The 25,244-nt window shown below is 68.7% G+C and carries 27 protein-coding genes and 2 riboswitches; of the genes, 8 read left to right on the top strand and 19 right to left on the bottom strand.

Going from position 1 to position 25,244, the window contains the following annotated elements; translation table 11 throughout:
• Nucleotides 1-356: 356 nt before the first annotated feature.
• The 3 genes from ACFLIM_RS16945 to ACFLIM_RS16935 all read right to left on the bottom strand — a co-directional run bounded on the left by ACFLIM_RS16945 (nucleotide 357) and on the right by ACFLIM_RS16935 (nucleotide 2,930).
• Nucleotides 357-845, bottom strand: a complete 489-nt coding sequence (locus ACFLIM_RS16945; RefSeq protein WP_393166332.1) for an RDD family protein — start codon at nucleotides 843-845, stop codon at nucleotides 357-359.
• 125 nt (nucleotides 846-970) lie between these two features.
• Nucleotides 971-2,263 (bottom strand): RDD family protein, encoded by a 1,293-nt coding sequence (locus tag ACFLIM_RS16940; RefSeq protein ID WP_393166330.1) that lies wholly within the window; start codon nucleotides 2,261-2,263, stop codon nucleotides 971-973.
• A gap of 85 nt (nucleotides 2,264-2,348) precedes the next feature.
• Nucleotides 2,349-2,930: an amino-acid N-acetyltransferase gene (locus ACFLIM_RS16935; RefSeq protein ID WP_393166328.1), complete on the bottom strand. Its 582-nt coding sequence runs from the start codon at nucleotides 2,928-2,930 to the stop codon at nucleotides 2,349-2,351.
• Nucleotides 2,931-3,205: 275 nt separating this feature from the next.
• A riboswitch (cyclic di-AMP (ydaO/yuaA leader) is annotated at nucleotides 3,206-3,349 on the top strand.
• A gap of 92 nt (nucleotides 3,350-3,441) precedes the next feature.
• Between ACFLIM_RS16935 and ACFLIM_RS16930 the strand changes: the two genes are divergently transcribed.
• Complete coding sequence (locus ACFLIM_RS16930; RefSeq protein ID WP_393166327.1) at nucleotides 3,442-4,398, top strand: C40 family peptidase; 957 nt, start codon at nucleotides 3,442-3,444, stop codon at nucleotides 4,396-4,398.
• 156 nt (nucleotides 4,399-4,554) lie between these two features.
• Here the strand turns inward: ACFLIM_RS16930 and ACFLIM_RS16925 are convergent, their stop codons facing one another.
• Complete coding sequence (locus ACFLIM_RS16925; RefSeq protein WP_393166324.1) at nucleotides 4,555-4,767, bottom strand: LuxR C-terminal-related transcriptional regulator; 213 nt, start codon at nucleotides 4,765-4,767, stop codon at nucleotides 4,555-4,557.
• A 182-nt stretch (nucleotides 4,768-4,949) separates the two neighbouring features.
• Between ACFLIM_RS16925 and ACFLIM_RS16920 the strand changes: the two genes are divergently transcribed.
• Nucleotides 4,950-6,152, top strand: a complete 1,203-nt coding sequence (locus ACFLIM_RS16920; protein ID WP_393166322.1) for a cytochrome P450 — start codon at nucleotides 4,950-4,952, stop codon at nucleotides 6,150-6,152.
• On the opposite strand, the gene lysX is transcribed toward ACFLIM_RS16920, so the two are convergent.
• Nucleotides 6,136-7,593: a bifunctional lysylphosphatidylglycerol synthetase/lysine--tRNA ligase LysX gene (lysX, locus tag ACFLIM_RS16915; RefSeq protein WP_393166803.1), complete on the bottom strand. Its 1,458-nt coding sequence runs from the start codon at nucleotides 7,591-7,593 to the stop codon at nucleotides 6,136-6,138. The genes ACFLIM_RS16920 and lysX overlap by 17 nt on opposite strands.
• A 170-nt stretch (nucleotides 7,594-7,763) precedes the next feature.
• On the opposite strand from lysX, the gene ACFLIM_RS16910 reads away from it, so the two are divergent.
• On the top strand, nucleotides 7,764-8,246 hold the full coding sequence (locus ACFLIM_RS16910) for a hypothetical protein (protein ID WP_393166319.1): 483 nt from the start codon (nucleotides 7,764-7,766) through the stop codon (nucleotides 8,244-8,246).
• Between the two features lie 71 nt (nucleotides 8,247-8,317).
• Here ACFLIM_RS16910 and ACFLIM_RS16905 read toward each other — a convergent pair whose 3' ends face one another.
• From ACFLIM_RS16905 to ACFLIM_RS16880, 6 genes are all read right to left on the bottom strand, one after another.
• Nucleotides 8,318-9,100, bottom strand: coding sequence for a type III pantothenate kinase (locus tag ACFLIM_RS16905; RefSeq protein WP_393166317.1), 783 nt, complete (start codon nucleotides 9,098-9,100; stop codon nucleotides 8,318-8,320).
• Between the two features lie 3 nt (nucleotides 9,101-9,103).
• Nucleotides 9,104-11,629: an L-aspartate oxidase gene (locus ACFLIM_RS16900; protein ID WP_393166315.1), complete on the bottom strand. Its 2,526-nt coding sequence runs from the start codon at nucleotides 11,627-11,629 to the stop codon at nucleotides 9,104-9,106.
• A gap of 231 nt (nucleotides 11,630-11,860) precedes the next feature.
• A complete protein-coding gene (locus ACFLIM_RS16895; RefSeq protein WP_393166313.1) occupies nucleotides 11,861-12,367 on the bottom strand; it encodes a DUF6624 domain-containing protein in 507 nt (168 codons plus the stop codon).
• A 19-nt stretch (nucleotides 12,368-12,386) separates the two neighbouring features.
• On the bottom strand, nucleotides 12,387-13,223 hold the full coding sequence (gene panC, locus ACFLIM_RS16890) for a pantoate--beta-alanine ligase (protein WP_393166310.1): 837 nt from the start codon (nucleotides 13,221-13,223) through the stop codon (nucleotides 12,387-12,389).
• Between the two features lie 16 nt (nucleotides 13,224-13,239).
• The gene (locus tag ACFLIM_RS16885) at nucleotides 13,240-14,130 is read right to left on the bottom strand and encodes a Rossmann-like and DUF2520 domain-containing protein (protein WP_393166308.1); all 891 of its coding nucleotides are present in this window, start codon (nucleotides 14,128-14,130) and stop codon (nucleotides 13,240-13,242) included.
• A 300-nt stretch (nucleotides 14,131-14,430) separates the two neighbouring features.
• The gene (locus ACFLIM_RS16880; RefSeq protein ID WP_393166306.1) at nucleotides 14,431-14,658 is read right to left on the bottom strand and encodes a chaplin family protein; all 228 of its coding nucleotides are present in this window, start codon (nucleotides 14,656-14,658) and stop codon (nucleotides 14,431-14,433) included.
• A gap of 186 nt (nucleotides 14,659-14,844) precedes the next feature.
• On the opposite strand from ACFLIM_RS16880, the gene ACFLIM_RS16875 reads away from it, so the two are divergent.
• Nucleotides 14,845-15,807 carry an SAM-dependent methyltransferase gene (locus ACFLIM_RS16875; protein WP_393166304.1) on the top strand — a complete coding sequence of 321 codons (963 nt, stop codon included), beginning with the start codon at nucleotides 14,845-14,847 and terminating at the stop codon, nucleotides 15,805-15,807.
• Here the strand turns inward: ACFLIM_RS16875 and ACFLIM_RS16870 are convergent.
• A complete protein-coding gene (locus ACFLIM_RS16870) occupies nucleotides 15,791-16,984 on the bottom strand; it encodes a cytochrome P450 (RefSeq protein WP_393166302.1) in 1,194 nt (397 codons plus the stop codon). The two genes, ACFLIM_RS16875 and ACFLIM_RS16870, sit on opposite strands and share 17 nt — an antisense overlap.
• Nucleotides 16,984-17,739: a TerC family protein gene (locus tag ACFLIM_RS16865; RefSeq protein WP_393166300.1), complete on the bottom strand. Its 756-nt coding sequence runs from the start codon at nucleotides 17,737-17,739 to the stop codon at nucleotides 16,984-16,986. The genes ACFLIM_RS16870 and ACFLIM_RS16865 overlap by 1 nt, the downstream gene beginning before the upstream one ends.
• Nucleotides 17,740-17,849: 110 nt before the next feature.
• Nucleotides 17,850-17,965, top strand: a riboswitch (SAM riboswitch).
• 43 nt (nucleotides 17,966-18,008) lie between these two features.
• Here ACFLIM_RS16865 and ACFLIM_RS16860 point away from each other — a divergent pair.
• The gene (locus tag ACFLIM_RS16860) at nucleotides 18,009-19,367 is read left to right on the top strand and encodes an aminotransferase class V-fold PLP-dependent enzyme (protein WP_393166298.1); all 1,359 of its coding nucleotides are present in this window, start codon (nucleotides 18,009-18,011) and stop codon (nucleotides 19,365-19,367) included.
• Between the two features lie 3 nt (nucleotides 19,368-19,370).
• Here the strand turns inward: ACFLIM_RS16860 and ACFLIM_RS16855 are convergent, their stop codons facing one another.
• A complete protein-coding gene (locus tag ACFLIM_RS16855; RefSeq protein WP_393166296.1) occupies nucleotides 19,371-20,015 on the bottom strand; it encodes a DoxX family protein in 645 nt (214 codons plus the stop codon).
• Nucleotides 20,016-20,138: 123 nt separating this feature from the next.
• Here ACFLIM_RS16855 and ACFLIM_RS16850 point away from each other — a divergent pair, with 123 nt between their 5' ends.
• From ACFLIM_RS16850 to ACFLIM_RS16840, 3 genes are read left to right on the top strand one after another with little or no spacing between them, the layout of a single operon-like run.
• The gene (locus tag ACFLIM_RS16850) at nucleotides 20,139-21,284 is read left to right on the top strand and encodes an NADH-quinone oxidoreductase subunit D (RefSeq protein WP_393166294.1); all 1,146 of its coding nucleotides are present in this window, start codon (nucleotides 20,139-20,141) and stop codon (nucleotides 21,282-21,284) included.
• Entirely contained in the window at nucleotides 21,281-22,441 is a 1,161-nt protein-coding gene (locus ACFLIM_RS16845) for an acyltransferase family protein (RefSeq protein WP_393166291.1), read from the top strand. Before ACFLIM_RS16850 ends, ACFLIM_RS16845 begins: the two co-directional genes overlap by 4 nt.
• Nucleotides 22,434-22,610 (top strand): hypothetical protein, encoded by a 177-nt coding sequence (locus ACFLIM_RS16840; RefSeq protein ID WP_393166289.1) that lies wholly within the window; start codon nucleotides 22,434-22,436, stop codon nucleotides 22,608-22,610. Before ACFLIM_RS16845 ends, ACFLIM_RS16840 begins: the two co-directional genes overlap by 8 nt.
• Here the strand turns inward: ACFLIM_RS16840 and ACFLIM_RS16835 are convergent.
• Genes ACFLIM_RS16835 through folP form a run of 5 tightly spaced genes read right to left on the bottom strand, consistent with a single transcriptional unit; the run spans nucleotide 22,607 to nucleotide 25,214 of the window.
• On the bottom strand, nucleotides 22,607-23,062 hold the full coding sequence (locus tag ACFLIM_RS16835) for a DUF3180 domain-containing protein (RefSeq protein WP_393166287.1): 456 nt from the start codon (nucleotides 23,060-23,062) through the stop codon (nucleotides 22,607-22,609). The genes ACFLIM_RS16840 and ACFLIM_RS16835 overlap by 4 nt on opposite strands.
• Nucleotides 23,059-23,562, bottom strand: a complete 504-nt coding sequence (gene folK / locus ACFLIM_RS16830; protein ID WP_393166285.1) for a 2-amino-4-hydroxy-6-hydroxymethyldihydropteridine diphosphokinase — start codon at nucleotides 23,560-23,562, stop codon at nucleotides 23,059-23,061. Before folK ends, ACFLIM_RS16835 begins: the two co-directional genes overlap by 4 nt.
• The gene (gene folB / locus ACFLIM_RS16825) at nucleotides 23,559-23,924 is read right to left on the bottom strand and encodes a dihydroneopterin aldolase (RefSeq protein ID WP_393166283.1); all 366 of its coding nucleotides are present in this window, start codon (nucleotides 23,922-23,924) and stop codon (nucleotides 23,559-23,561) included. Before folB ends, folK begins: the two co-directional genes overlap by 4 nt.
• On the bottom strand, nucleotides 23,914-24,360 hold the full coding sequence (locus tag ACFLIM_RS16820) for a nuclear transport factor 2 family protein (protein WP_393166281.1): 447 nt from the start codon (nucleotides 24,358-24,360) through the stop codon (nucleotides 23,914-23,916). Before ACFLIM_RS16820 ends, folB begins: the two co-directional genes overlap by 11 nt.
• Complete coding sequence (folP, locus tag ACFLIM_RS16815; RefSeq protein WP_449291475.1) at nucleotides 24,357-25,214, bottom strand: dihydropteroate synthase; 858 nt, start codon at nucleotides 25,212-25,214, stop codon at nucleotides 24,357-24,359. The genes ACFLIM_RS16820 and folP overlap by 4 nt, the downstream gene beginning before the upstream one ends.
• Nucleotides 25,215-25,244 lie beyond the last annotated feature (30 nt).

Here is a 25,244-nt window from a genome sequence, read left to right as displayed (position 1 = left end):
GGCGCGGAGCAACTTCACTACGCCAAAGATGAAGGCGCCGGCGACCACGAGCGGGGGGATGAGCGCTGACAATACGTCTGTTACGGCTTCCATTCGGCCTCGCCTCCACGGCTAGCGGGGTTTCGGGGGCGCATTATGCACGGGGAGCACGGCCGGCGCGAGCGCGGAGCTCCTCATGACGCGCAAGGCCAGAACCACCCGCAACCGACCATAGCGGTACACAGATGCCCTGCGTGTCGCAGGGGCGCCAACATCCGGCGACCCGGACGCCCCACAGCTTAATGCCAGTCTCTCCAGGCTCCTTACCGGATCAAGGGAAAATTTTGCGAAAAAGCACCCGCGCAGGTGCGGATGGCTCAACGAAGATCTTTAACGACGCGCGTTCCCGCCAGCCTGTCGTGCGGACCGCGCTGCATGGGCTTGTCGATCAGGATGAGCAAGCCGACGCCGAACAGCAACATTCCGGCCAGCAGATTGACGACCGGAATGCCCATCAGCATGACCGGCCCCGGATAGACCAGGGCCCGTTTGAGCAACGCCCCGGACGGGCGGTCCGCCGGCGCCAGGCGAATCTTCATGATCGCCTTGCCGAACGTTCGGCCGCGCCTGAAATGGGCCTGCCAGTCGTAGCCGGCATAACCGAGCCCGGCGGCCAGCCAGGCGAACACACCCGGCAACCGCCCGTCGAACACCTCCAACATCCCGACAGTTCGGAAGATGGCCCACAGCACGATGAACAGAATGTAATAGAAGACCCCGAAGACGAGTGCTTCAATCAGTCGGGCGGCGAGTCGTTCCCACCATTCCGCGGGCAGCGCGTCCGCCCGCGGCGGTGTCCCGGCCATAACCCCCCACCTCGCGTCATCGGCGGCCCCAATCGGGGAGTGCAGGTCTCCCATTTTGGTACGACCCCCGGACACAAAACAGAGGCCGGCGGGAAGCCGGCCCCTGTTTTACGCAGTCGCGCAGACTACTTGATCTTCACCACCACAGTGCCCGCGAACTTGTCCGCGAACGTCTGCTGCAGCGGCTTGTCCCACAGTTGCGAGGCGCCGTTCAGCGCGACCGCCACGTAGGCGAAAAGCCAGCCTATGAGCGGGACGACGTTGAGCACCCAGCCACCCCAGGTCACGCCCGCGCGCTTGAGCGCCAGGTCGGTCGGCAGGCCGCCCTGAGGCATGGCCTGCCCCACCGGGACGACCTTGATCCCCATGACCATCTTGCCGACCGTCTGGCCGTTCATCTTGGTCAGGAAGAACTCGTAGCCCACCCACAGCACCGTCACGATGATCGTCGACAGGATGCCCGCGATCGTGGACGACAGGAATCCGCCGGATCCACCGTTGACGGAGGAGTAGCTCGCGACGATGAACAGGCCGAAGACGAAGCCGATCAGGATGTTCACGATGAAGAGGATGACTCCATCGATCAGCCTGGCCACCAGCCGCTGCCACCACTCCGCCAGGGGGGCGGGGGCGCCGGGCGGCTGCATGCCTACCGGCTGGCCGTAGGGCTGCCCGTAGCCGGGCTGGCCGTAAGGCTGCTGCTGCGGCTGCCCGTAGGCCTGGCCGTACTGCTGCTGGTCGCCGTAGCCGGGCTGCTGGCCGTAGCCCTGCTGACCGTAGCCGGGCTGCGACTGCTGTTGCTGCCCGTAACCTTGCTGCTGGCCGTAGCCCGGCTGGGACTGCTGTTGCTGGCCGTAGCCCTGTTGACCGTAGTCGGGCTGCGACTGCTGTTGCTGTCCGTACTGCGGCTGCTGGCCGGACTGGGGTTGCTGGCCGTACTGCTGCTGACCGTAGCCCTGCTGGCCGTAGCCAGGCTGGGACGGCGGCTGCTGACCATATTGCTGACCAGACTGCTGTTGCTGGCCATATTGCTGCTGGCCGTAGTCCGGCTGGGACTGCTGTTGCTGCCCGTAGCCCTGCTGACCGTAGTCGGGCTGCGACTGCTGTTGCTGCCCGTACTGCGGCTGCTGGCCGTATTGGGGTTGCTGACCATGGCCCTGCTGGCCGTAGCCCTGCTGCTGCCCGTACTGAGGCTGCTGCTGCTGGCCGTATTGCGGTTGCTGACCATAGCCCTGCTGCTGCTGCCCGTATTGGGGCTGCTGCCCATAGGCGTCGTCCGCCCGGTAGCCGACCACAGTGACGTCGGGGTCGGGCTCGCCAGGATGGCGGCCCGTGTTGTGCTGCCCGTAATCCGGCGTGCCAGGCGCAGCGTTCTCGCCGGATTCGTCCTGTGGATACGGCGGCTGTCCGGTGCTCACCGTGTCACCTCGCTTCGAGTGCGCATGTGGCACGTGTCAGGACACATGCCTGTGCTGCCCAACGTATCGACATAGGTATCAACAATCACCTTTCCATCTGGTCAAGGTCCGCGTCACCCGATGTCAGATGGAGCAGCATGCGGGTGTTGCCCAGGGTGTTCGGCTTGACGTGTTCCAGGTCGAGGAACTCCGCCACCCCCTCGTCGTACGAGGCCAGAAGTTCGGCGTAGACCTCGGGTGAGACCGGCGTGCCCTGGATCGGGCGGAACCCGTGCCTCGCGAAGAAGTCGACCTCAAAAGTCAGACAGAATACACGCCGCAGACCCAGATCCTTAGCCTGCTGTATCAGCGCCGAGACGATCCGGCGGCCGACGCCCATGCCCCGGCTCTCCGGATCCACGGCCACCGTGCGGACCTCAGCGAGGTCCTCCCAGAGCACGTGGAGCGCGCCGCACCCGACGACCTGCCCGTCCCGCTCGGCCACCCAGAACTCCTGTACGTCTTCGTACAGCGTCACCGTGGCCTTCTCCAGGAGCCGCGGTCCCGCGCCCGCGTAGGTGTCCACCAGGCGCCTGACCGTGTGCACGTCGGGCGTGCGGGCACGCCGGACCACCACCCCGATCTCGGGGGTGGTCTCGGTCACTGTCAGTTCGGCCACCTGCTCCATGGCTCTCCAGAGTACAGATGTCATTACGGCTCAGCCCTAACTCCCATGTCTCGGCCCATCCTGTTACATCTGGTGGCCGGATGAGCACGGTTCCTCGCTCCGGTCCACGGCGGGAGGAAGCAAGGGCAAAGAGGACATAAGGTCTGTTCTGCACAGGTGTTCACGAGATCACCCTGTGACCCTTCGGTTGTGAAACCTCTACAGACTTGGCAGTTCTGGTTGAGCACGAACCTGGAGTGCATTAGTGTCCAGCGACAATGTTCCCCGCGTGTCGCGCGGGAGACACGCTCAATCCCCGCAAGGGGAGCCGGGGACCCGCCGGTGGCCAGAGCCACCACTGGGGTGAATCCGAGTCTTTCGGTAGGGCTGCTCCGGCCCGAACCCGTCAGCTAACCCGGTAGGCGTCTATGAGAGGAGCTGGTTGGTGAAGCGCACGCTCAACCGTGGGGGGAAGTCGGCGGGCAAGCACGCCCGCCCCCCGGAACGCGCCCGGCACCCACACCGTCTCGGTGTGGTAAGTGTCACAATCGCCGTGCTGCTGTTCGCCATCCCCGTCGGTTCCGCGTCCGCGGACCCCAAGCCCTCCCTCAAGGACCTCTCCGAGCAGGTCGAGAAACTGCACACCGAGATCGAGACGCTGGCCGAGCAGTACAACGGCCAGCGGGAGAAGCTCAAGACCGCCAAGAATGCCTCGGACGCCGCGCAGAAGACGCTGGCGAGCAGCGAGGCCGATCTGGCCGGCAAGCGGGCCAAGGCCGCCTTACTCGCCCAGAACGCCTACATGACGGGCGGCTTGGGCAAGGTGCTGGCGTTCGCGTCCTCGGACGACCCCGAGGCCTTTCTCGACCGGGCCGCGACCACCTACGCGCTCGAACAGCAGCAGGGCGAGGAGGTCAACCAGGTCACCAAGGCCATGGACGCCGCGGAACGCGCCAGGGCCGGTGCCAAGACGCGGATCGACGAGGTCCAGAAGATCGTCACCGACCTCGAGTCCAAGCGCGACAAGATCACCAAGCTGGTCACCAAGGTCGAGAGCAACCTGTACAGGCGGGCCGTGGGCGAGGCGGGCCGCTCCGGCACCCGCGCCGTGCGCGTCAACCTGCCGGTCGTCGGCAGCGGCAAGGCGGCGGAGGCCGCAAGATGGGCGCTCACGCAGCAGCTCAAGCCGTACGTCTGGGGCGCCGAGGGCCCGAACTCCTACGACTGCTCGGGCCTGGTCATGGCGGCCTACCAGCGGGTGGGCATCTCGCTGCCGCACTACACGGGCGACCAGTGGACGGCGGGCAGGCACATCTCGCGCTCCGAGCTGCGCCCCGGCGACCTGGTGTTCTTCTACAGCGACCTGCACCACATGGGCATGTATATCGGCGGCGGCATGATGGTGCACGCCCCCCAGACGGGCGACGTCGTACGGGTCGCGTCGATCGAAGGGCGCCCGTTCGCCGGCGCGGTGCGCATCGCCGACTGAGCTGCGGTGGATCCGCAGCGAAGCGAGGACATCCACCGCAGCACTCCGAGCGAAGCTCGGCAATCAGACGCTGCGGTGGATCCGTAGCGAAGCGAGGACATCCACCGCAGCTCCCCGAGCGAAGCCCGGCAATCAGACGCTGCCTCGCGGGCGCCGTCAGATCAACTGGCGGCGGGCCGCCCAGGCCACGGCCTCGATCGCGGTGGCCACGCCGATGCGGTCGCAGATGCCCCGTAACCTCCGGCGTACTGTGCGTCCGCTTATATCCAGACGTCTCCCCACCCGATCGACCGTGACTCCCTTGGCCAGCTCCGACAGCAACGCCAAATCCGCATGGCTCAGATCAACGCCTTCAGTGAGCACATCCATCGGGAGCCCTCCCCCCCAACAGCAGAACTCGGACCTCTCAGATAGGCCTAAGCCGCCTCGCAGACGGTAAACGCATCCTGGAAAGGTCGTCAAGCATGACAATCGCCGCACTTGACGAGCGCTATTGACATGATCCGATATATGTGACGTACTCGCCATATGACGACGGCACCCCGGCTACGATGAGTGATCTCGTCGAGGCTTCCGGCGCGCCGGATCCACCATCAATGAGCCCGGCCGACGTCCTGGGTTTTGATCCGTTCGATCCGGATTTTCTGCGCGATCCGTACGCCGAATATCGCGAGCTGAGCGAGCGCGGCGCGATCTTCCGCACCCGTGGCGGGTTGCTTGTCGCCACCACCCACGAGCTCTGCACGGCGCTGCTCCGCGACCCGCGCTTCGGCCACGGATCCGACCCGCTGGACAGAAGAGACCCAGGTCAGCCGGTGGAATCGTTCCTCTGGATGGATCCGCCGGACCACACCAGGCTGCGTGCTCTGGTCAGCAGGGCCTTCACTCCGCGCATGCTCGAACGGCTCCGCCCGCGCGTCGAGGCGATCACCGCCGAGCTGATCGGCGCGCTGCCGGAGGAGGCGGATCTCGTTTCCGGGCTCGCCTATCCGCTGCCCGTCATGGTGATCAGCGAGCTGCTCGGAGTGCCGCCGGAGGACCACGAACAGTTCCGTGATTGGAGCGACACACTCGCCCGCAGCCTTGACCCCATGCTTACAGAGGACCTCCTGTCCGAAACCGGGAGGGCCAGAAGAGAGTTTCGCGACTACTTCCGCGGCCTGATCGCGATCAGGCGCGAGCGGCCGGGAGACGACCTCCTGAGCGCCCTGGCGCGGGTCGAGGAGCTGACCGAGCCCGAGTTGCTGGCCACCTGCGTGCTGCTGCTCGTGGCCGGACACGAGACGACCGTCAACCTCATCGGCAACGGCGTGCTCAACCTGGCCCGGCACGGCCTGCTGCGGCACGCCGCCGAGCGGCCCAGGCAGGTGGTCGAGGAGGTGCTCAGGTACGACCCGCCGGTCCAGCTCACCGGCAGGAACGCGCTGGAGGACGTCGAGCTGGGCGGCGTGCCGGTGCCCAAGGGCACTCCCGTGCTCGGGCTGATAGGCGCGGCCAATCGCGACCCGGCGGTCTTTCCCGAGCCCGACCGCTTCGACGTGACCCGGGATCCCGGCCGCCACCTCGCGTTCGGCCTCGGCATCCACTTCTGCCTGGGGGCGACGCTGGCCAGGATGGAGGGCGAGATCGCGTTGTCCGCCCTGGCCGCCGCGGCTCCCGAGCTGGAGCTGGCCGAACCGGCGCCGCCGTACAAGGAGAATGTGGTGTTGCGCGGGCTCGCGAAGCTGCCCGTGCGGCTCAGTGGGCGGGCTTGACCAGCGGGAACAGGATGGTCTCGCGGATGTTCTTGCCGGTGAAGGCCATGATCATCCGGTCGATGCCCGCGCCCATGCCACCCGTCGGAGGCATCGCGTATTCCAGCGCCTGCAGGAAGTCCTCGTCGAGCTGCATGGCCTCCAGGTCGCCCCCGGCGGCCAGCAGGGACTGCTCGACCAGGCGGCGGCGCTGCTCGATCGGGTCGATCAACTCGGAGTAGGCGGTGCCCAGCTCGGTGCCGAAGCCGATCAGGTCCCACTTCTCGGTCAGCAGCGGGTCGTCGCGGTGCTGGCGGGTCAGCGGCGAGGTCTCCAGCGGGTAGTCCATGACGAACGTGGGCTGGATGAGCGTGTGCTCGACGAGCGCCTCGAACAGCTCCTGCACCAGCTTGCCCGAGCCCCACTTCGGATCCCAGGGGATCTCCCGCCGGTCGGCGATCTTGCGGAGCTCTTCGAGGGTGGTCGCGGTGGTGATCTCGTCGCCGACGGCCTCGGACACCGCGCCGTACAGGGTGATGCGGGGGTATCGGGCGATGCCGAGATCGACCTCGACGCCGTCGTGCACGACCACGGAGGTCCCCAGGGCGGCCACGACGGCCTTCTGGTACATCCGCTGCGTCAGGTCCGCCATGTCGTTGTAGTCGAGGTAGGTGCCGTAGGCCTCGATCATGGTGAACTCGGGGTTGTGCGTGGAGTCCGCGCCTTCGTTGCGGAAGTTGCGGTTGATCTCGAAGACCTTCTCGATGCCGCCGACCACGAGCCGCTTGAGGTAGAGCTCGATCGCGATGCGGAGGTAGAGCTCCATGTCGTAGGCGTTGATGTGGGTCTTGAAGGGCCTGGCCGTGGCGCCGCCGTGGATCGGCTGCAACATCGGCGTCTCGACCTCGAGGTAGCCCTCCTCGTGCCAGAAGTCGCGCACCGCGCGCACGGTGGCGCTGCGCACCCGGGCCATCTGCCTGGCCTCGTCGTTGACGATGAGGTCGACGTAGCGCTGGCGCACCCGCGCCTCGGGGTCGGTGAGGCCGACGTGCTTCTCCGGCAGCGGGCGCAGGCACTTGGCGGTGATCTGCCAGCTGTCGGCCAGGATCGACAACTCGCCGCGGCGCGAGGTGATGACCTCGCCACTCACGCCGACGTGGTCGCCCAGGTCCACGTCGCGCTTCCACGAGGCCAGCGACTCCTCGCCCACCTTGTCGAGCGAGATCATGACCTGCAGGTCGGCGCCGCCGTCGCGGAGCGTGGCGAAGCAGAGCTTGCCGCCCACGCGGTTGAGCATGACGCGCCCCGCGACCGCGACCGTGTCGCCGGTGGCGGTGTCGGGCTCCAGGCCCTGGTATTTCTCCCTGACCTCGGCGTTGGTCGCCGTGCGTGGGAAATTCACCGGGTAAGGGTCGACGCCTTCGCTGCGAAGGCGGTCGAGCTTCTCCCTCCGGATGCGCATCTGCTCGGGAAGTTCGTCGCTCACAACATCAAAGGGTAGGGGATATGGCGAACTGCAAGGGCTCGTCGGCCTGCTGCAGGGGCGCTGCAAGAGCTTTCTTCTATCAATATCTCACGAGCTCAGGGGGGAGCCGGCAGGGAGCCGGCCCAAGGGGAGCTCAAGGAGACAAGATGTTCAAGAAGATCGCGACGGGTTTCCTCGCCATCGCCGCTACCAGCGCCGTGGCCCTGTCGCTGCCCGCCGCCGCCAACGCCTCCACCTCGTCGGACTACGACGACTACTCCGAGTACTGGGGCCCCGTCTACGCCAAGAACTACCAGGCCAAGGCTCAGGGCTGGGTCGGCGTCAACTGGGACCACGACGGCGAGTCCAACGAGGTCACCGTCCGGGGCCGGCTGTACGACCTGGACAACCGTAGCTACGACGAGGGCGGCAAGTGCGCGTACGTGAAGTTCCAGGCCAGCGACTTCGACCACGACTGGTCGCCGGTCTACTTCAAGAAGTACTGCGGCTTCCCGGGCTACAAGAAGTTCTCCTTCTACGAGAACGACGTCTACAGCCTGCGGGCGAAGGTGTGCCAGATCGGCCTGCACAGCAACTACCCGACGAAGTGCGGTCCCTGGAAGTACCTCTACACCGCCGAGAGCGAGTAACTCCTCTATACGCAAGCGGCCCCCTACCCGAGCGGGGGGCCGCTTGTTCTGTGTCACCGCTCGTTCTGTGTCTACGTCGTGTTCCTGTTGTAGACGAGCCGCAGGCCGATGAGCGTCAGCCACGGCTCGTGCACGTCGATCGAGCGCGACTCGCCCACCACCAGCGCCGCGTGCCCGCCGGTGGCCACCACGGTCACCTCGTCGGGGTCGTCGGCCAGCTCGGCCACCATGCGCTCGACGATGCCGTCCACCTGGCCCGCGAAGCCGTAGATGATGCCGGCCTGCAGGGCCTCGACGGTGTTCTTGGCGATCACCGAGCGCGGCCTGACCAGCTCCACCTTGTGCAGTTGCGCCCCGGCGGCGGCCAGCGCGTCGACCGAGATCTCGATGCCGGGGGCGGTGACCGCGCCGACGTATTCGCCCTTGGCGGACACCGCGTCGAACGAGGTCGCGGTGCCGAAGTCCACGATGACGCAGGGGCCGCCGTACTGGTCGATGGCCGCCAGCGCGTTCACGATGCGGTCGCTGCCGACCTCTTTGGGGTTGTCCATGCGTACCGGAACGCCGGTGCGGATGCCCGGTTCCACGATCACCGCGGTCACGTCGCCGTAGTAGCGGCGGCACATCTCGCGCATCTCGTTGAGCACGCTCGGCACGGTCGAGCAGATGGCGATGCCGTCGATGTCGGTCCCCTTGAGCAGCGGCGACTGGGCCAGCAGCCCTTGCAGGACGACCGCGATCTCGTCGGCGGTGCGGCGGGCGTCGGTGGCCAGCCTCCAGTGCTCTATGACATCCTCGCCCTCGAACAACCCCAGCACCGTGTGCGTATTGCCGACGTCGATCGTGAGCAGCATCAATTACCCCCGCAGATCCAGTGCGATGTCAAGGGCCGGCGCCGAGTGCGTTAGCGCTCCCACCGCAAGGTAGTCCACGCCAGTGTCGGCCACATCACGAGCCGATTCCAAGGTCAATCCCCCGCTCGCTTCAAGCGCAACCCTGTTTTTCGCCCGATTTTTCACGACATGTACGGCCTGGGCGGTGTCCTCGATCGTGAAGTTGTCGAGCAGGATCTCGTCCGCCCCCTCGTCCAGCACGGGCTCGAGTTGGTCGAGCCGGTCGATCTCCACCTCGATCGGCAGGTCGGGGTAACGCTCCCTGACCGCCCTGAACGCCTCGGCCACACCTCCGGCCGCCACCACGTGGTTGTCCTTGATCAGCGCGGCGTCCGACAACGACATCCGGTGGTTGACGCCGCCGCCGCAGCGCACCGCGTACTTCTCCAGCGCCCGCAGCCCGGGCAGCGTCTTGCGGCTGTCGCGGATCCGCGCCGCCGTGCCGCTGACCGCCTCGACCCACCTGCCGGTCAGCGTGGCCACCCCGGACAGGTGCGTGAGCAGGTTGAGCGCGGTGCGCTCGGCCGTCAGCACGCTCCGGGCAGGCCCCTCGACGGTCATCAGCACGTCGCCCGCCCTGACCCGCTCGCGGTCCTTGGCCCTCCTCTCGGTACGCGCCGCGCCCAGCCGGACGAACACCGCCTCCGCCACGGCCAGCCCGGCCACGATGCCGTCCTTGCGCGCCACCACGTCGGCCACGGAGCGCTGGTCGGCCGGGATGGTGGCCAGGCTCGTCACGTCGCCCGCCTCCTGCAGATCCTCGGCCAGCGCCCGGTCGATCAGCGCGTCCACCTCGGCCGGGTCCAGCCCGGCGGCGGTGAGCTCCTGCGCCAGGCGCGGCGGCATCGCGTCGCCGTGCGGCGTGTACGTCATTCGGGGGCCCTCCTCGGTCAGGGTCACGTCCAGGTGGCCCAGCCAGTCGTTGTCGTCACGGGTGTCGTAGTCCTCGCGCCAGTGTGAGCCACGGGTCTCCGGCCGGGCCGCCGCCGCGCCGGTGAGCACGGTGGCGACGGTGAGCAGGTTCGTGACCTCCCAGGACTCGGTGCAGGCGGGCACCGCGACGGGCGTCCAGCGGGCGTCTCGCAGCGCCCTGGCGGTGGTGAGCAGCGACTCGCGGCTGCGCAACACGCTCGCCCCGGTGCTCATGTGGGCCTGGATCCTGGGCTTGATCCGCGGGTCCACCAGTCCTGTGGCGGCCCGGCTCGCGACCGGTTCGCCGGGCTGGGGGCATACCGAATGGATGTCCTCGGCGATGCGCTCGGCGAAGACGAGCCCTTCGAGCAGGGAGTTGGAGGCGAGCCTGTTCGCGCCGTGCACGCCCGTGCAGGCGACCTCGCCGCAGGCGTACAGGCCGTCGATCGAGGTACGGCCGCGCAGGTCCGTACGGACGCCGCCGCTGGCGTAGTGGGCGGCCGGGGACACGGGGATCGGCTCGGTCGCCGGGTCGATGCCGTGCTCGCGGCAGACCGAGTAGATCGTGGGGAAGCGGGTCTCCCACTTCTCGCGGCCGAAGTGGCGGCCGTCGAGATAGACGTGGTCGCGGCCGGTCTCGCGCATCGTCCGCATGATCGCCTTGGCCACGACGTCGCGCGGCGCCAGGTCGGCCAGCTCGTGCACGCCCTGCATGAAGCTGTTACCCGCGTGGTCGACCAGGAACGCGCCCTCGCCCCTGACCGCCTCGGAGATCAGCGGTTGCTGCCCGGTCGAGCCCTCGCCGAGCCAGAGCACGGTGGGATGGAACTGGACGAACTCGATGTCGCGCACCACGGCCCCCGCCCGCAGCGCGAGCGCCACGCCGTCGCCGGTGGAGACGACGGGGTTCGTGGTGGCGGCGTAGACCTGGCCCATGCCGCCGGTGGCCAGCACCACCGCCCTGGCGCGCACCGCGCCCACCCCGTCACGCGCGCCCTCGCCCATGACGTGCAGCGTCACGCCCCTGGCCCGGCCCTTGGCATCCTTGAGCAGGTCGAGCACCAGGGCGTGCTCGATCACCTCGACCGATCCGGCGCGGACCGCGTCGACGAGCGCCCGCTGCACCTCCGCACCCGTGGCGTCGCCGCCCGCGTGCACGATCCGGTGCCGCCGGTGTCCGCCCTCCCTGGTCAGCTGGAGCTCGCCGTCGGGGGCGCGGTCGAACTGCGCGCCGCGCGCCATGAGCCGCCGCAGCGCGCCCGGCCCCTCGGTCACCAGCGTCCGTACGGCCTGCGCGTCGCACAGCCCCACCCCGGCCAGCAACGTGTCGTTGAGGTGCTCCTCCGGCGTGTCCCGGGGATCGAGCACGGCCGCGATGCCGCCCTGGGCCCACCGGGTGGAGCCCGACGACAACACGTCCTTGGTGACGACCAGGATCTTGGCCGCCGGCTCCAGCTCGGCGTACCGCAGGGCCACGGTCAGGCCCGCGATGCCCGAGCCCACGACGACCACGTCCGCCTCGACGGTCCAGCCGGGCGCGGGAGCGGTCAGACGCAGGGGAATCGCCGGTGCACTCATCAGGGTTCTCCTCACTGAGGCGATTTCGTCAACATGACGATAACGCCCGGCGCGGCAGGAACATGCCCCGGGGGGGAAGCTTTGCTTCCCCCCAAGTTGAACGCCTTTTCCATATTGGTTGGTCTTTGGGGGGGACGCGGGGGGCTTGCCCCCCGCGGGGGAGGTGAACGCCTTTTCCATATTGGTTGGTCTTTGGGGGGGACGCGGGGGGCTTGCCCCCCGCGGGGGTGCTCAAAGGTCCTCGGTCTTCCTGATGAACGCTTCGTACTCGGCGAACGGCTCGAGACCCACGGCCGCGCGGCGCTCGTCGAGGAGGGCGGGATCCTCGATCGGCATCGGCTCCAGCCCATTGAGGCCATCGTGGAACTGCGTCCCGTATAACTGGGGGCGGCCCGACCGCACGCGTACGCGGTCCTCCAGGTACGCGAAGTCGCGCGGCGAGGCCTCGTCCCGCTCCACGGCGTCGGCCATCACCTGGTGGAACAGGCGCTGGACCTCGGACGATGAGGCGTGCTGGGCCAGCAGCCAGGCCGCCCGCGCGGCCCGCTCGCCCACCTGCGAGACCAGCGGCCAGCCACGGGTGACGACCACGGAGTAGAGCCAGGCGGTGTTGCCCTCGTCGAGCCGCTGGAGCCGGGCCAGCCGCCGGTCGCCGGGGAAACCCTTGGCCGGATCGCGCATCGCCTGGTCGATCTCCATCCGGCGGAGCAGCTCTTCCCGCAACTCCTCGTCGGTCATGCCCCGACGGTAATCCGCCTCAGGCGGGATTCAAGGTCAGGATGACGTTGTCGATCAGCCGCGTGCTGCCGACCCTGGCGGCCACCGCGAGCACGGCCTCGCCTTCGTACGACTCGCTCACCTCGTCGAACGTGGCCGGGTCCACCAGCGCCAGATAGTCCACGTCGAGCTCCGGCCCGGCCGCGTCGAGCACCGCCCGCGCCACCGCCCGGATCCTGGACGGCGTGCGCTCGGCCGCGCCCGCCCGCAGGGCCCGGGAGAGCGCCAGCGCCACCCGGCGGTCGTCTTCGGACAGATAGCGGTTGCGGCTGGACAGGGCCAGGCCGTCGGGCTCGCGTACGGTCGGCGCGCCGACGATCTCGATCGGCAGGTCGAGGTCGGCGACCATGCGGCGGATCAGGGCGAGCTGCTGGGCGTCCTTCTGGCCGAAGATCGCCATGTCGGGCTGGACCAGGTTGAACAGCTTGAGCACCACCGTGAGCATGCCGTCGAAGTGGCCCGGCCTGACCGCGCCCTCGGCGATCGTGCCCATGCGGCCGGCGGAGAGGCTCACCTGGCGGTCGGGCGCGTACATGTCCTCGACGGCCGGGTGGAACACGACATCGACGCCCTCGGCCCGGCACACGTCCAGATCGGCATCAAATGTACGGGGATAGCGGGAAAAATCCTCGTTAGGGCTAAACTGCAGGGGATTGACGAAGATGCTGACCACGACCTGATCGGCACGTACGCGGGCCTCCCTGATCAGGGACCGGTGGCCCTCGTGCAAAGCGCCCATGGTCGGCACCAGGGCCACGTCGCCACCAGCACGCGCCTTGACCAGGTCTTCCCGGTTTCTGGCGACGATCAGCTCCATAACGCCCTCCAAGTGGTCAGGTCCATATATTGCCCCCCAGCGCGTCGAGCAGCCGCTCCGCCTCCTCGGGTTTGAGCAGCCCGGCGGCCAGCGCCCGGTCGGCCGTGAGCCTGGCCAGCGCGATGTAGGCGTCGGCCGCCTCGGGAGCCGCCAGGATCAGCGCGTCCACGTGCTTGCGAACGGTGCCCGCGTCACCGCGTACGACGGGGCCGGTGAGACCGGCGATGCCCAGCCGCAGCACGTTGTCGAGCGCGGCACCGAGCAGCGGGCCCAGCATCCGCCCCGGATGCTCGACCCCGATGCGCCCCAACAGGTCCGACGACTCCGCGATGAGCGTGACCATGTGGTTGGCCGCCCCGGCCAGCGCCGCGTGGTAGAGCGCGCGATCGGCGTCGGCGATCCAGACCGGCTCGCCGCCCATCTCGATCACCAGGGCCTCGGCGATGGGCCGCAGCACCTCGGGCGCGGTCACCCCGTAGGAGATGCCGGTGAGCTTGTTGAGGTCGTCGTCCCTGCCGGTGAACGTCATCACCGGATGCAGCGCCAGCGGCAGCGCGCCGGCCTTCGCGGCCGGGTCGAGCACGGACAACCCGTACGCCCCGCTGGTGTGCACCAGCAGCTTGCCCTGGAGGTCGGCCCCGGTGCTGACCAGCCCGTTGACGAGGTCGGGCAAGGCGTCGTCCGGCACCGTGAGGAGGATCAGCTGGGCCGCCGCGACCACCTCGTCAGGCCGGGACGGCGTGACGCCGAGCCGGTCGGCGGCCCACCGCTGCGAATTGTCCGACACGCCGCTCGCGGCGACGACCCGGTGCCCTGCCTGCGCCAGCGCGGCACCCAGGGCCGAGCCGACCTTACCCGCCCCGAGCACGCCGACAGTCAGCCGTGCCGGGCGATCACCTGCGTCCATGACGTCACACCTCTGTCGACCTGATGGCACTGCCGACCAGCGTAACGCCACCCGTGACCCCTGTTTTGCCACGTGTTGAGTTAACGACAAAAGCGACAAGGGCATACAAAAGGTGCACCCCCTGTCGGAAGAGATGAGGAGAGGGGTCACCGCAATGGCAGCGGGCGCCGAGGCCTTCGCCAGGACCCGACGCCCGCATAGATGCGACCTCTTGGAGGTGCGCCGGCCGGCTATCCGCCGATTGACCGGCCGGGTCGCGAGCCCGGGCTGGCCTTCGCCGGTCCGGGCTCGTGCTGTTGTTTAGTGGTGGCTGGGCGCGTAGGCCTCCGCGCCGCCCTTGCAGCCGGCGACCGCGACGCCGATGACGGCCACGGCGTTGCCGCAGATGTTGATCGGGGCGACGATCGGGATGTGCAGCTGGTTGCCGGAGATCACACCACCGTTGCCGCTGGTGATGTCCGCGTGGGCCGGGGCGGCCAGCGACAGCATGGCGACGGCTCCGGTGACGACCATGATCTTCTTCAGCACGAGGGCTCCTCTCTCGCGGCCGGAGGGCCGCAGGTGCTCGATCGAGAGTGAATGGACTCCGCCACTTGGGTGTTAGCGGAACGCAATCACTCAGTGACAATGGGTAAACGTTATCGCAAGTTGACGACAATGAGTAGTCACTCGATGACGGTGCGTACCACCCGTCAGCCATGAGATAGTCCAGGCATGTGGCTCACCTGGCGTGTCGCAACGCAGCGAGCGCTTTACGGCGAGGCGGGCTTCTATCTCCGCGAACGTCCGTCAGGCCACTTCCGGACCTCGGTCAGCGCCTCGGTGGCGTTCGCCGACGCGGTCCTGGCGCTGCTGGTTGAGGTGGACGCCGAACTCGGCGCCCCCGACGTGCTCGACCTCGTCGACATCGGCGCGGGCGAGGGCGTGCTCGTCACCCGGGTGCTGGCCGCCGCCGAGCCCGCGCTGCTCGACCGGCTCCGCGTCACGGCCGTCGACCTCTCCCCCAGGCCGGAGGGCCTGCCGGAGCGGATCGCCTGGCGCAGCAGCCTGCCCACCGGCATCACGGGGCTGGCCATCGCCAACGAGTGGCTCGACAACGTACCGATCGACGTGGTCGAGCAGACGTCCGACGGCCCTCGGTTGATCATGGTCAACGGCCACACGGGCGAGGAGCGCCTCGGCGGCCCGCCGCGACCCGCCGACCGCGCCTGGCTCGACCGGTGGTGGCCGCTGTCTCGCGTGGGCGCGCGCGCGGAGATCGGCTGGCCCCGCGACGAAGCCTGGGCCTCTGTCCTGGTACGTCTCACACAGGGCCGGGCGATTGCCATCGATTATGCACACCCTGTGGATAACCGTCCGCCCTGTGGCACGCTGACCGGTTACCGCGACGGCGCGGTCGTGACCCCCGTACCCGACGGGACCTGCGACATCACCGCTCACGTGGCGCTGGACGCGTGCGCCGAGGCCGGGCGGCGGGCCGGTGCGATATCCACAACCTTGTCCACACAGCGTGACGCGCTGCGGGGGCTGGGGATCACCGGCGCCCGGCCGCCCGCCGACCTGGCCCGCACCGATCCGCAGACCTATCTGCGGGCGCTGGCCAGGGCTTCGGAGGAGGGGGAGCTGATCGATCCGTCGGGGCTCGGCGGCTTCGGCTGGCTCACCCAGCGACGCTGAGCTCCAGGGACCGCAGGCCGCGGATGACGTAGCCGGGTTTCCAGGCGGGCTCCTGCCGCAACTCCAGCTTGGCGGCCCGGTCCAGCAGCGCGCCGAACGACTCCATGAGCTCGATGCGGGCCAGCGGCGCGCCCAGGCAGAAGTGGATCCCGGCCCCGAAGGAGACGTGCGGATTGTCGGCGCGGCCCACGTCGAGCCGGTCCGGGTCCTCGAACACCGTCTCGTCGCGGTTGGCCGAGCCGAACAGCAGCGCCACCTCCGCACCGCGCGGGATCTCCACGCCGTGCACCTCGATGCCCTCCAGGACCCAGCGCTCGAACATCTGCAGCGGCGTGTCCCAGCGCATCAACTCCTCGACGGCCGTGGGCAGCAGCGAGCGGTCCGCGCGCAGCCGTACGAGCTCGGCGGGGTTCCTGAACAGGGCCCACCAGCCGTTGCCCGTCACGTTCACGGTGGCCTCGTGGCCGGCGTTGAGCAGCAGGACGCACGTGCCGACCAGCTCGTCCTCGGTGAGCTCGTCGATCTGGGTCAACGCGCTGATCAGGTCCTCGCCCGGGTTCTGCCGGCGGTCGCGGGCCAGGGACTTGAGGTATTCCGCGAACTCCGACGCCGCTCGTACCGCGGTGTGCTGGGCTTCGGGGGCGGGGTTGAGCTCGTACATGCCGCAGATGTCGGCCGACCAGGGGCGCAGCAGGTGGCGGTCCTGGTCAGGGATGCCGAGCATCTCCGCGATCACCGTCACCGGGAGCGGCTCGGCGACCTCGGCGATCAGGTCGCCGCCGCCCTTCTCCACGAACGTGTCCACCAGGCCCGCGGCGATGGCGCGGACGCGGGGGCGCAGGGACTCGACCATGCGCGGCGTGAACGCCTTGGAGACCAGCCGGCGCAGCCTGGTGTGCACCGGCGGCTCCACATCGAGCATGCCCGCCCTGATCACCCGCCAGAACGGCTCCTGGAAGTCCGGCTCTGGCTCTCTGCCGAACTCCTCGTGGGTGGCCACGTGCAGGTAGGACCTCCCCAGGCGGCGGTCTCTGAGCAGGGCGTTCACGTCGGCGTGCCGCGAGATCAGCCACTGGCCCGTCGGCTCGAAGTAGCTGACAGGGGCCTCGCGTCTCAGCTCGTCATACGCCCGGTACGGGTATGCCACGAAATCCGGATTCCAAGGATCAAAGCGCACTATTTCATAGTAGGAGTGGCTTCCTCAGTTTGGTCGGCGGTCTGCCGCTTGGCGTGCCTGCTGCGTACCCGGATGTTGAGCAACTCCACGATGACCGAGAACGCCATCGCGAAGTAGATGTAGCCCTTCTCGATGTGCTGGCCGAGGCCCTCGGCGACGAGCACCATGCCGATCAGCACCAGGAACGCCAGCGCCAGCATCTTGATGCTCGGGTGCCGGTCCACGAATCGGCTGATCGGCCCCGAGGCGAACAACATCACCAGCACCGAGACCACGACCGCCGCGATCATGATGCCGAGCTGGCTGACCATGCCGACCGCGGTGATGACCGAGTCGAGCGAGAACACGATGTCGAGGACCATGATCTGCGCGATCACCGAGGGGAAGGAGGCCGCCGAGACCTTCTTGCCGTCCTTGGGGGCGTCCATGGTGTGGCCGATCTCGGTGACGCTCTTGGCCAGCAGGAACAGGCCGCCGAGCAGCAGGATCAGGTCGCGTCCCGAAATTTCGTGACCGAAGAGCGCGAACAGCGGCTCCGTGAGCTGCACCACCCACGACAGCGCGAGCAGCAGGAGCAGGCGGCTGACCAGGGCCGCGCCGAGGCCGAGCACGCGGGCCCGGTCCCGCTGTTCCGGTGGGAGTTTCCCGGCCAGGATGGAGATGAAGATGATGTTGTCGATCCCCAGGACGATCTCTAAGGCGACAAGGGTGAAGAAACCGATCCAGATCTGCGGGTCGCTCACCCAGGCCAACATCTGCGCACCTCCATGGCATGTGACGGTTTCCCGGTAGCAACGAGCCAGACGGCGCGGAAGTTCGCGGGCTTGCGATTGATGGCCGATTGTCGGTTATAGTTCCGGACGTAGGTCATGAGTGCCAGCGACAAGCCCCGGCTAGCTGGCCGGCAACCCTCGCGTCCGCGGCGGGGTGCCCCGGGTGAAGACCTGGTCCGTCACGAGGTGTGGCGGGCAAGCGCGGGCTCCGTGGCTGCTCCAGGGGTCCGATGACCCTGAGGAGATTTGCCGTGCCCACGCTGACGATCTTCAACTCCGCCCCCGCCCAGGTCGTGGCAGAGGCTCCCGCCGTGACGAGCCGCCCGATTCCCGCCGTGCTCGGCGCCGACCTGGAGGTGCCGGTCAAGGGCGGCAGGCTGGTCGGCTACGCCAACCTGGACTACGCCGCCAGCGCCCCCTGTCTCGAGCCGGTGAACGCCGCCGTCGCCGCCGCGCTCCCGGCCTACTCCAGCGTCCACCGTGGCGCGGGCTACGCCTCCCAGCTCACCACCGCCCGGTACGAGCAGGCCCGCCACACGGTCAGGGCCTTCGTCGGCGCCCGCCCCGACGACGCCGTGATCTTCACCCGCAACACCACCGACGCCACGAACCTCCTGGCCGGCTGCCTGCCCGCGGGCACGACCACCGTGGTCTTCGACACCGAGCACCACGCCTCCCTGCTCCCCTGGCAGCAGTCCGTACGGCTGGCGCCGCCCGCCTTCCCCGGCGCGGCCGTCCGCGCCGCCGACGAGGCGCTGGCCGGGATCGACGGGCCGAAGCTGCTCGTAGTCACCGCCGCCTCGAACGTCACCGGCGAGCTGTGGCCCATCGCCGCCCTGGCCCACATCGCGCATCGCCACGGGGCCAGGATCCTGGTGGACGCCGCGCAGCTCGTACCGCACCGGCAGCTCAACCTGACGGCGCTCGACCTGGACTACGTGGCCTTCTCCGGGCACAAGCTGTACGCGCCCTTCGGCGCCGGGGTGCTGGTCGGCCGGCGTGACTGGCTGGCCGAAGGGGAGCCGTACCTCAAGGGGGGCGGCGCGGTGCGGTCGGTGGGGGACACCACCGAGTGGCACGACGACCCGGAGCCGCGCCACGAGGCGGGCACCCCCAACGTACTGGGCGCCATCGCGCTGGCCGCCGCCTGCGACGCGCTCACCGCCACCGGCTGGACCGCGCTGGTGCGCGAGGAGGAGCGGCTGATCGCGCGGCTTCGGTCCGGGCTGGCCTCGATCGAGGGGGTACGCGAGCTCTCGTTGTGGGGAGACGATCACCCGCGCGTCGGCATCGTGTCGTTCACCGTGGCCGGCTACTCGGCTCGCGAGGTGGCCGAGGTGTTGTCCGGCGAGTACGGCATCGGCGTGCGGGACGGGAAGTTCTGCGCGCATCCGTTCGTGCGGCACCTGCTGGGTGCCCCGGAGCGCAGGAGCTCGGACGGAGTGAGCGACACAGGAGCCAACGAGGGCCGAAGCGGGCGGGACCATAGGCACGCTGGGGGTTGCGAGGACGGGACTGCCTCCGCGGTGCGCGCCTCGATCGGCATCGGCACCACGCAGGAGCACGTGGACCGGCTGATCGAGGCGCTACGGGACCTGGTCGCCCGCTGAGCTTCAGCGGTTCGGTGGTTTGCGGTGTGGCGGCGGCTCGTCGGCGACCAGGGCGTCGATGTCCCGCATGTCCTGGTCGCTGAGCCTGCTGGACCTGGGCTCCGACGGCTGCCTGGGCACGCGGGGCTTCTCCTCCCCGGGCTCCGCGGTGGGCGTCGTGGGCCCACCATCGGGTTCCGTGCGCCGCGCACCGGGACCGTAGGCGGCGAGTCCCTCCTCGCCGGCCCGCCGTTCCGCGCGCCGGCGGAAGATCGACCGGAACAGCCCGTCGAGCCCGAGCCGGCCCCCGCCCAACGTCAGGAACAGCAGGGTCAGCGCGCCGAGCGCGCCCGGGAGCTCCCAGCCGTTCTCGGCTGTCAGGATGCCGTTCCCCGCGTGCACGAACATGATCGCGCCGAGCATGCCGATCAGCAACAGCAGCGCCACCGGCCGTACCAGGAGGCCGAGGATCAGCAGGATGCCGCCGATGGTCTCGACGACCGTGGTGTACCCGGCGGCGAGCTCGGGCACTGGGGATCCCATCTGCCTGAACTGCTGCGCCGTGGCCCCGAACCCGCTCAGCCACTTCTGCCAGCCGTGAGCCAGGAAAATCACGCCGGTCGCCACCCGCGTGATCAGGGCCACGACATCAAACACGACTCTTTTCATGGTGCTTTCTCCCCCCGTTGCCCGATATTCCTCCCCATGTCCGGCTTCGGGATGCGTTTCTATGCCATGTCTTGACGATCCCCCCGGCTGGATCACCGACCGGGACGGTGGCAGCATTGCCGTATGACGGAACGTGTGGTCGGAATCGGTGCGGGCGCGAAAGAGCTGGCCACCGAGGACATGATCCTCAACATCGGCCCGCAGCACCCGTCCACGCACGGGGTGCTCAGGCTCCGGCTGACGCTCGACGGCGAGCGCATCGCCACCGCCGAGCCGATCATCGGCTACATGCACCGGGGCGCGGAGAAGCTGTTCGAGGTCCGCGACTACCGCCAGATCATCATGCTGGCCAACAGGCACGACTGGCTGTCGGGGTTCGCGAACGAGCTGGGCGTGGTGCTCGCCGCCGAACGCCTGCTCGGCATGGAGCCGCCGGTCAGGGCCGTGTGGGCGCGTACGCTGCTGGCCGAGCTCAACCGGGTGCTCAACCACCTGATGTTCCTCGGCTCCTACCCCCTGGAGCTGGGCGCGATCACGCCGCTGTTCTACTCCTTCAACGAGCGTGAGCGCATCCAGGCCGTCATGGAGGAGATCTCGGGCGGGCGCATGCACTACATGTTCAACCGGGTCGGGGGGCTCAAGGAGGACCTGCCGCTCGGCTGGCTCGACCGGGTGTCGGAAGCCGTCGGGGAGACCCGCCGCCGCGTGCCCGACATCGAGAACCTCATCCTGCACAACGAGATCTTCGTCGCGCGCACCAGGGGTGTCGGTGTGCTCTCCCGCGAGCAGATCATGCAGTACGGCGTCAGCGGCCCCATCGCCCGCGCCTCGGGCGTCGACTTCGACCTGCGCCGCGACGAACCCTATCTCGCCTACCCCGAGTTGCCGGTGAAGGTGATCACCCGCGGTGCCGGGGACTGCCACGCCCGGTTCGAGTTGCTGCTCGAACAGCTCAAGGTGTCGCTCGACCTGGCCGACGCCTGCGTGGACCGGCTGCGTTCGCTCCCGTCCGGGCCGATCAACCAGCGGTTGCCGAAGGTGCTCAAGGTGCCGGAGGGGCACACGTACGCGTGGACCGAGAACCCGCTCGGCATCAACGGCTACTACCTGGTCTCCAAGGGCGACAAGACGCCGTGGCGGCTCAAGCTGCGCTCGGCCTCGTACAACAACATCCAGGTGCTGCGCGAGATGTTGCCGGGGCACCTGGTCGCCGACATGGTGGCCATTCTCGGCTCGATGTTCTTCGTCGTGGGTGACATCGACAAGTGAGCACCCCTGCTGAACGCGATAAATACGTCGACTGGCTCCGCGCGCTGAGCCTGATCGTGGTGGTCGTCTGGCACTGGGCGTTCACGATCCTGGAGTGGAAGCCGCACGGCCCCGAGCCCACCAGCCCGCTGGGCTTCACCTCCGGGCTGTGGATACTCACCTGGCTGCTGCAGGTGCTGCCGCTGTTCTTCTACGTCGGCGGCCACGTGCACCTGCTGTCCTGGAACCGGGCCAAGGAGCGGGGCGTCGGCATCGGGGCGTTCGTCTGGCGCCGCATCCGGGCGCTGGCGTTACCCGCGTTGTTCCTGTCCGGGGTGTGGATCGCCATCGGGGCGGTGGTGACGTACACGTTCCGGGTGGACTGGATGTGGCGGGTGGTGCTGCTGGTGCTCAGCCCGCTGTGGTTCCTCGGCGTCTATCTGGTGCTGATCGCGCTGCTGCCGGTGGCCCTCTGGCTGCACCGCCGCTACGACGTGCTCACCCTGATCTGGCTCGGCGGCGCGTCCCTGGTGGTGGACGTGCTGCGCTTCCGGTACGGGATCGAGTGGGCCGGCTGGCTCAACATGATCCTCGTCTGGGGGCTGGCGCACCAGGCCGGGTTCTTCTACGACCGGATCGTCATCCTGCCCAGACGCTATGACATCGCTCTGCTCTGGACGGGCCTGTTCGCCCTGTTCGGCCTGGTCTATTCGGGCATCTACCCGGGCTCGATGGTGGGTGTGCCCGGCGACAAGTGGTCGAACATGGCGCCGCCCACGTTCGTGATCGTCGCCCTGCTGCTGTTCCAGATCGGGCTGGTGGAGGTGCTGCGGCCGGCCATGGAACGTGTCCTGGAACGGCCGCGCTGGCGCCGGGTCAACGACTTCATCAACCGGTACGCGCTGCCGCTGTTCCTGTTCCACACGACGGGGATGGCCATCGCGCTGGGATTGTCGTGGTGGTTGCTCGGCAACCTGGGCACCAAGATCCCGCCGGACCTGAAGTGGTGGCTGGAGCGCCCGATCGCCATCATCGGACCACTGATCTGCACCCTCCCGGTCATCTATCTGTTCGGGCGTCGGCGCGTCCCCGTCATCGCAAATGCAGGACCGGCAACAGCAGGACCGCAAAAGCAGGACAAGGAGGTTGGTGGCTCCGTAGGCTCTGACCATGGCTGATATCGACTTCGCCGCCAACGCCGAAGACGAGCGGATCATCCGGCGCGCCATGCGGGAAGGCGAGCGGCCGAGCGACGTGATCCGCCGCGCGCTGCGCCTGCTGCAGCGCGAGATGTGGCGCGACCGGCTGCGCGCCGGCGCACAGCCGACCGTCGAGGATCTGTCCTAGTCCCGCTTCTGCTCCTGCGGTTCCTTCGGGATGCGGCAGGCGTGCTCCAGGTAGAGGGCCGCGCAGATCAGCACCACGCAGGACACGAACGAGCCCGTCGCGACGAAGAACTCGCTCCGCGGCGTCTCCCGGTCGAAGAGTTGCACGGTGTAGAGCGCGAACCCGGCGAACATCCCGCCGAACACCGCCCCCGCGTACGCCGACGCCTTCGCCAGCGCGGCCAGCCGGGCCACCGCCAGCGGCTCCACCGGTTTGGTGCCCGGCTTCCTGGCGATCCTCGCCTTGGTCGACCAGGCGCTGAAGCCCTCGCCGAGGGCCAGCAGGAGCACCGTGGGGATCGCGGTCCACGGCATGAGGGGCAGCTCCGAGTAGAGCGGCCTGATCACCGCCCACGTGAGCAACGCGACGATGACGACGATGCCGACCAGCCGGCCAGGATGTGTGGGCTTCAATCCGGCCTCTGCAGCTTCAGATCGGCGCGCAGGCGTACCCCTTGCTGGTCGAGCCCTTGAAGCAGATCGGCCACCCGGCCGCGGCCGGGCACCGTGCCCTCGGGGTCGGCCTTCGACCAGGGCACGAGCACGAACGCGCGCTCGTGAGCGAGCGGGTGCGGCAGCGTCAGGTCGGGATCGTCGCAGACGGTGTCGCCCACCACGATCAGGTCGATGTCGAGCGTGCGCGAGCCCCAGCGCTCCGCGCGGACCCGCCCGAAGGCGTTCTCGACGCTCTGCGCCCGCTCCAGGATCGTGCGCGGCTGCAGGGTGGTCTCGGCGACCACGATCGCGTTGAGGTACGGTCGCTGCCCCCCGGGCCCGCCGACGGGATCGGTCTCGTAGATCGGGGACGCCTTGAGGAACTCCAGCCCCGGGGCGTCGAACAGGGTGTCCACGGCACCCTGCAACGTCTGGAACCGGCGCCCCAGGTTGCTGCCGAGCGCGAGGACGGCCTTCATCCGCGGCTCCGCTCGATGGTCACGACCACGTCGTCGAACACCAGCGGGATCGGCGCCGCCGGTTTGTGCACGCTCACCTCGACCTTGCGCACCAGCTCGCTCGCCAGGCAGACGTCGGCCAGCCGCTCCGCGAGCGTCTCGATCAGCTTGACCGGCTCGCCCTCCACGACCTCCACCAGCGCCTCGGCCAGCTCGCCGTAGTGGACGGTCTTGGCGAGATCGTCGCCGGCCGCCGCCGGCGCGGTGTCGAGAAACAGCGTCGCGTCGACCACGAACTCCTGCCCGAGCTCCCGCTCGGCAGGGAGCACACCGTGCCTCCCCCTGGCCCGCAGGCCCTTGAGAGCGATGCGATCAGCGCTCAAGCTCGCCTTCCTCCTCATCGTCCTCGTCTCCCTGGAGCACCGGCGAGCCGTGGTGCATCCACAACCGCCAGCCCTGCGACGTGCGGATATAGACGTTGCTGGCCACCACCTTGCCGGCGGCGAAGCTCGCCTCGCCCTCCTCGCCGGCGGTCAGGATGTTCTCCACGCAGGTGAGCACCGCCACATCACCCAGCACGGTCGTGCTGACGTCGGTCAGCACGAACTGGATGTAGGTGGTGTTGGCCATGATCAACGCCCACGACCGCAACACCTCCGACCGGCCCGTCAACAGAGTCCAGCCGGGGTGTACGCAGCTCACCTGCTCGTCGGTGGAGTCCTCTGCCCAGATCTCGGTCATCCGGTCGAGATTGGCATCTTCGATCGCGGTGTAGAACTCCTGGTTCACCGTCTCGATCGCGGCAGTGTCGACGCTCATCTGTTGGCTCCGGCTCTCTTCCATGCGGCCGCCACGCGCACGGCATCGGCATTGGGACCTACCTCGTGAACGCGTACGCACCAGGCGCCTGCGTGCGCGGCCAGCGCGGTCACGGCCAGCGTGGCGTCGTCGCTGCGGCTGAACGGCCGCGGCGTGCCGTCGGGATCGGCCAGCAGCCGCCCGAGGAACCGCTTGCGCGACGCCCCGACCAGCAGCGGGTAGCCCAGCTCGGCCAGTTGCGGGATCCCGGCCAGCACGGCCCAGTTGTGCTCGGCGTTCTTGGCGAACCCAAGGCCGGGGTCGATCACGATCTGCTCCTCCGTCACGCCCTCCGCCAGCACCAGATCGACCCGCTTGCCCAGCTCTTCTCGCACCTCGGTGACCACGTCGGCGTAGACCGCGCGGTTGTCCATGTCATGGCTGTGGCCGCGCCAGTGCATCACCACGTAGGGGACACCGGTCGCGGCGACCACGCGCGGCATGTCGGGGTCGGCCAGGCCGCCGCTCACGTCGTTGACGAGCTTGGCCCCGGCCTCGACGGCCGCCTTGGCGACCTCGGCCCGCATCGTGTCGACGCTGACCGTCACTCCCTCGATGTCGAGCGCCCTGATCACCGGGACGACCCTGGCCAGCTCCTCCTCCAGCGACACCCTGACCGCGCCTGGACGGGTGGACTCACCGCCCACGTCAACGATGTCGGCCCCCTCCTCGACCAGTTCGAGACCGTGCCGGATGGCGGCCACCTCGTCGAACCACAGGCCGCCGTCGGAGAACGAATCGGGGGTCACATTGACCACGCCCATGACGAGGCACCGATCCGCACCTCCCGGCACGCTGATGGGCACGCTAGTCATGGGCCAAGCCTAGGCGCTCCCCCACACCTG

The sequence above is a fragment of the Nonomuraea marmarensis genome, assembly GCF_043197025.1.
In the GTDB taxonomy this organism is placed as follows: Bacteria; Actinomycetota; Actinomycetes; order Streptosporangiales; family Streptosporangiaceae; genus Nonomuraea; species Nonomuraea marmarensis.
The sequence above is the reverse complement of the archived record's forward strand: the minus strand, read 5'-3'. Positions and strand labels throughout refer to the sequence as shown.

Coding starts and splice junctions, on each gene's coding strand:
- ACFLIM_RS16850 (WP_393166294.1), top strand. CDS start 20,139: ATGACGGAACGTGTGGTCGGAATCGGTGCGGGCGCGAAAGAGCTGGCC.
- ACFLIM_RS16900 (WP_393166315.1), bottom strand. CDS start 11,629: ATGAGTGCACCGGCGATTCCCCTGCGTCTGACCGCTCCCGCGCCCGGC.
- ACFLIM_RS16820 (WP_393166281.1), bottom strand. CDS start 24,360: ATGAGCGTCGACACTGCCGCGATCGAGACGGTGAACCAGGAGTTCTAC.
- ACFLIM_RS16945 (WP_393166332.1), bottom strand. CDS start 845: ATGGCCGGGACACCGCCGCGGGCGGACGCGCTGCCCGCGGAATGGTGG.
- ACFLIM_RS16840 (WP_393166289.1), top strand. CDS start 22,434: ATGGCTGATATCGACTTCGCCGCCAACGCCGAAGACGAGCGGATCATC.
- folK (WP_393166285.1), bottom strand. CDS start 23,562: ATGAAGGCCGTCCTCGCGCTCGGCAGCAACCTGGGGCGCCGGTTCCAG.
- ACFLIM_RS16885 (WP_393166308.1), bottom strand. CDS start 14,130: ATGGACGCAGGTGATCGCCCGGCACGGCTGACTGTCGGCGTGCTCGGG.
- panC (WP_393166310.1), bottom strand. CDS start 13,223: ATGGAGCTGATCGTCGCCAGAAACCGGGAAGACCTGGTCAAGGCGCGT.
- ACFLIM_RS16895 (WP_393166313.1), bottom strand. CDS start 12,367: ATGACCGACGAGGAGTTGCGGGAAGAGCTGCTCCGCCGGATGGAGATC.
- ACFLIM_RS16875 (WP_393166304.1), top strand. CDS start 14,845: ATGTGGCTCACCTGGCGTGTCGCAACGCAGCGAGCGCTTTACGGCGAG.
- ACFLIM_RS16920 (WP_393166322.1), top strand. CDS start 4,950: ATGAGTGATCTCGTCGAGGCTTCCGGCGCGCCGGATCCACCATCAATG.
- ACFLIM_RS16855 (WP_393166296.1), bottom strand. CDS start 20,015: ATGAAAAGAGTCGTGTTTGATGTCGTGGCCCTGATCACGCGGGTGGCG.
- ACFLIM_RS16865 (WP_393166300.1), bottom strand. CDS start 17,739: ATGTTGGCCTGGGTGAGCGACCCGCAGATCTGGATCGGTTTCTTCACC.
- ACFLIM_RS16905 (WP_393166317.1), bottom strand. CDS start 9,100: ATGCTGCTCACGATCGACGTCGGCAATACGCACACGGTGCTGGGGTTG.
- lysX (WP_393166803.1), bottom strand. CDS start 7,593: ATGCGCATCCGGAGGGAGAAGCTCGACCGCCTTCGCAGCGAAGGCGTC.
- ACFLIM_RS16935 (WP_393166328.1), bottom strand. CDS start 2,930: ATGGAGCAGGTGGCCGAACTGACAGTGACCGAGACCACCCCCGAGATC.
- ACFLIM_RS16910 (WP_393166319.1), top strand. CDS start 7,764: ATGTTCAAGAAGATCGCGACGGGTTTCCTCGCCATCGCCGCTACCAGC.
- ACFLIM_RS16925 (WP_393166324.1), bottom strand. CDS start 4,767: ATGGATGTGCTCACTGAAGGCGTTGATCTGAGCCATGCGGATTTGGCG.
- folP (WP_449291475.1), bottom strand. CDS start 25,214: ATGACTAGCGTGCCCATCAGCGTGCCGGGAGGTGCGGATCGGTGCCTC.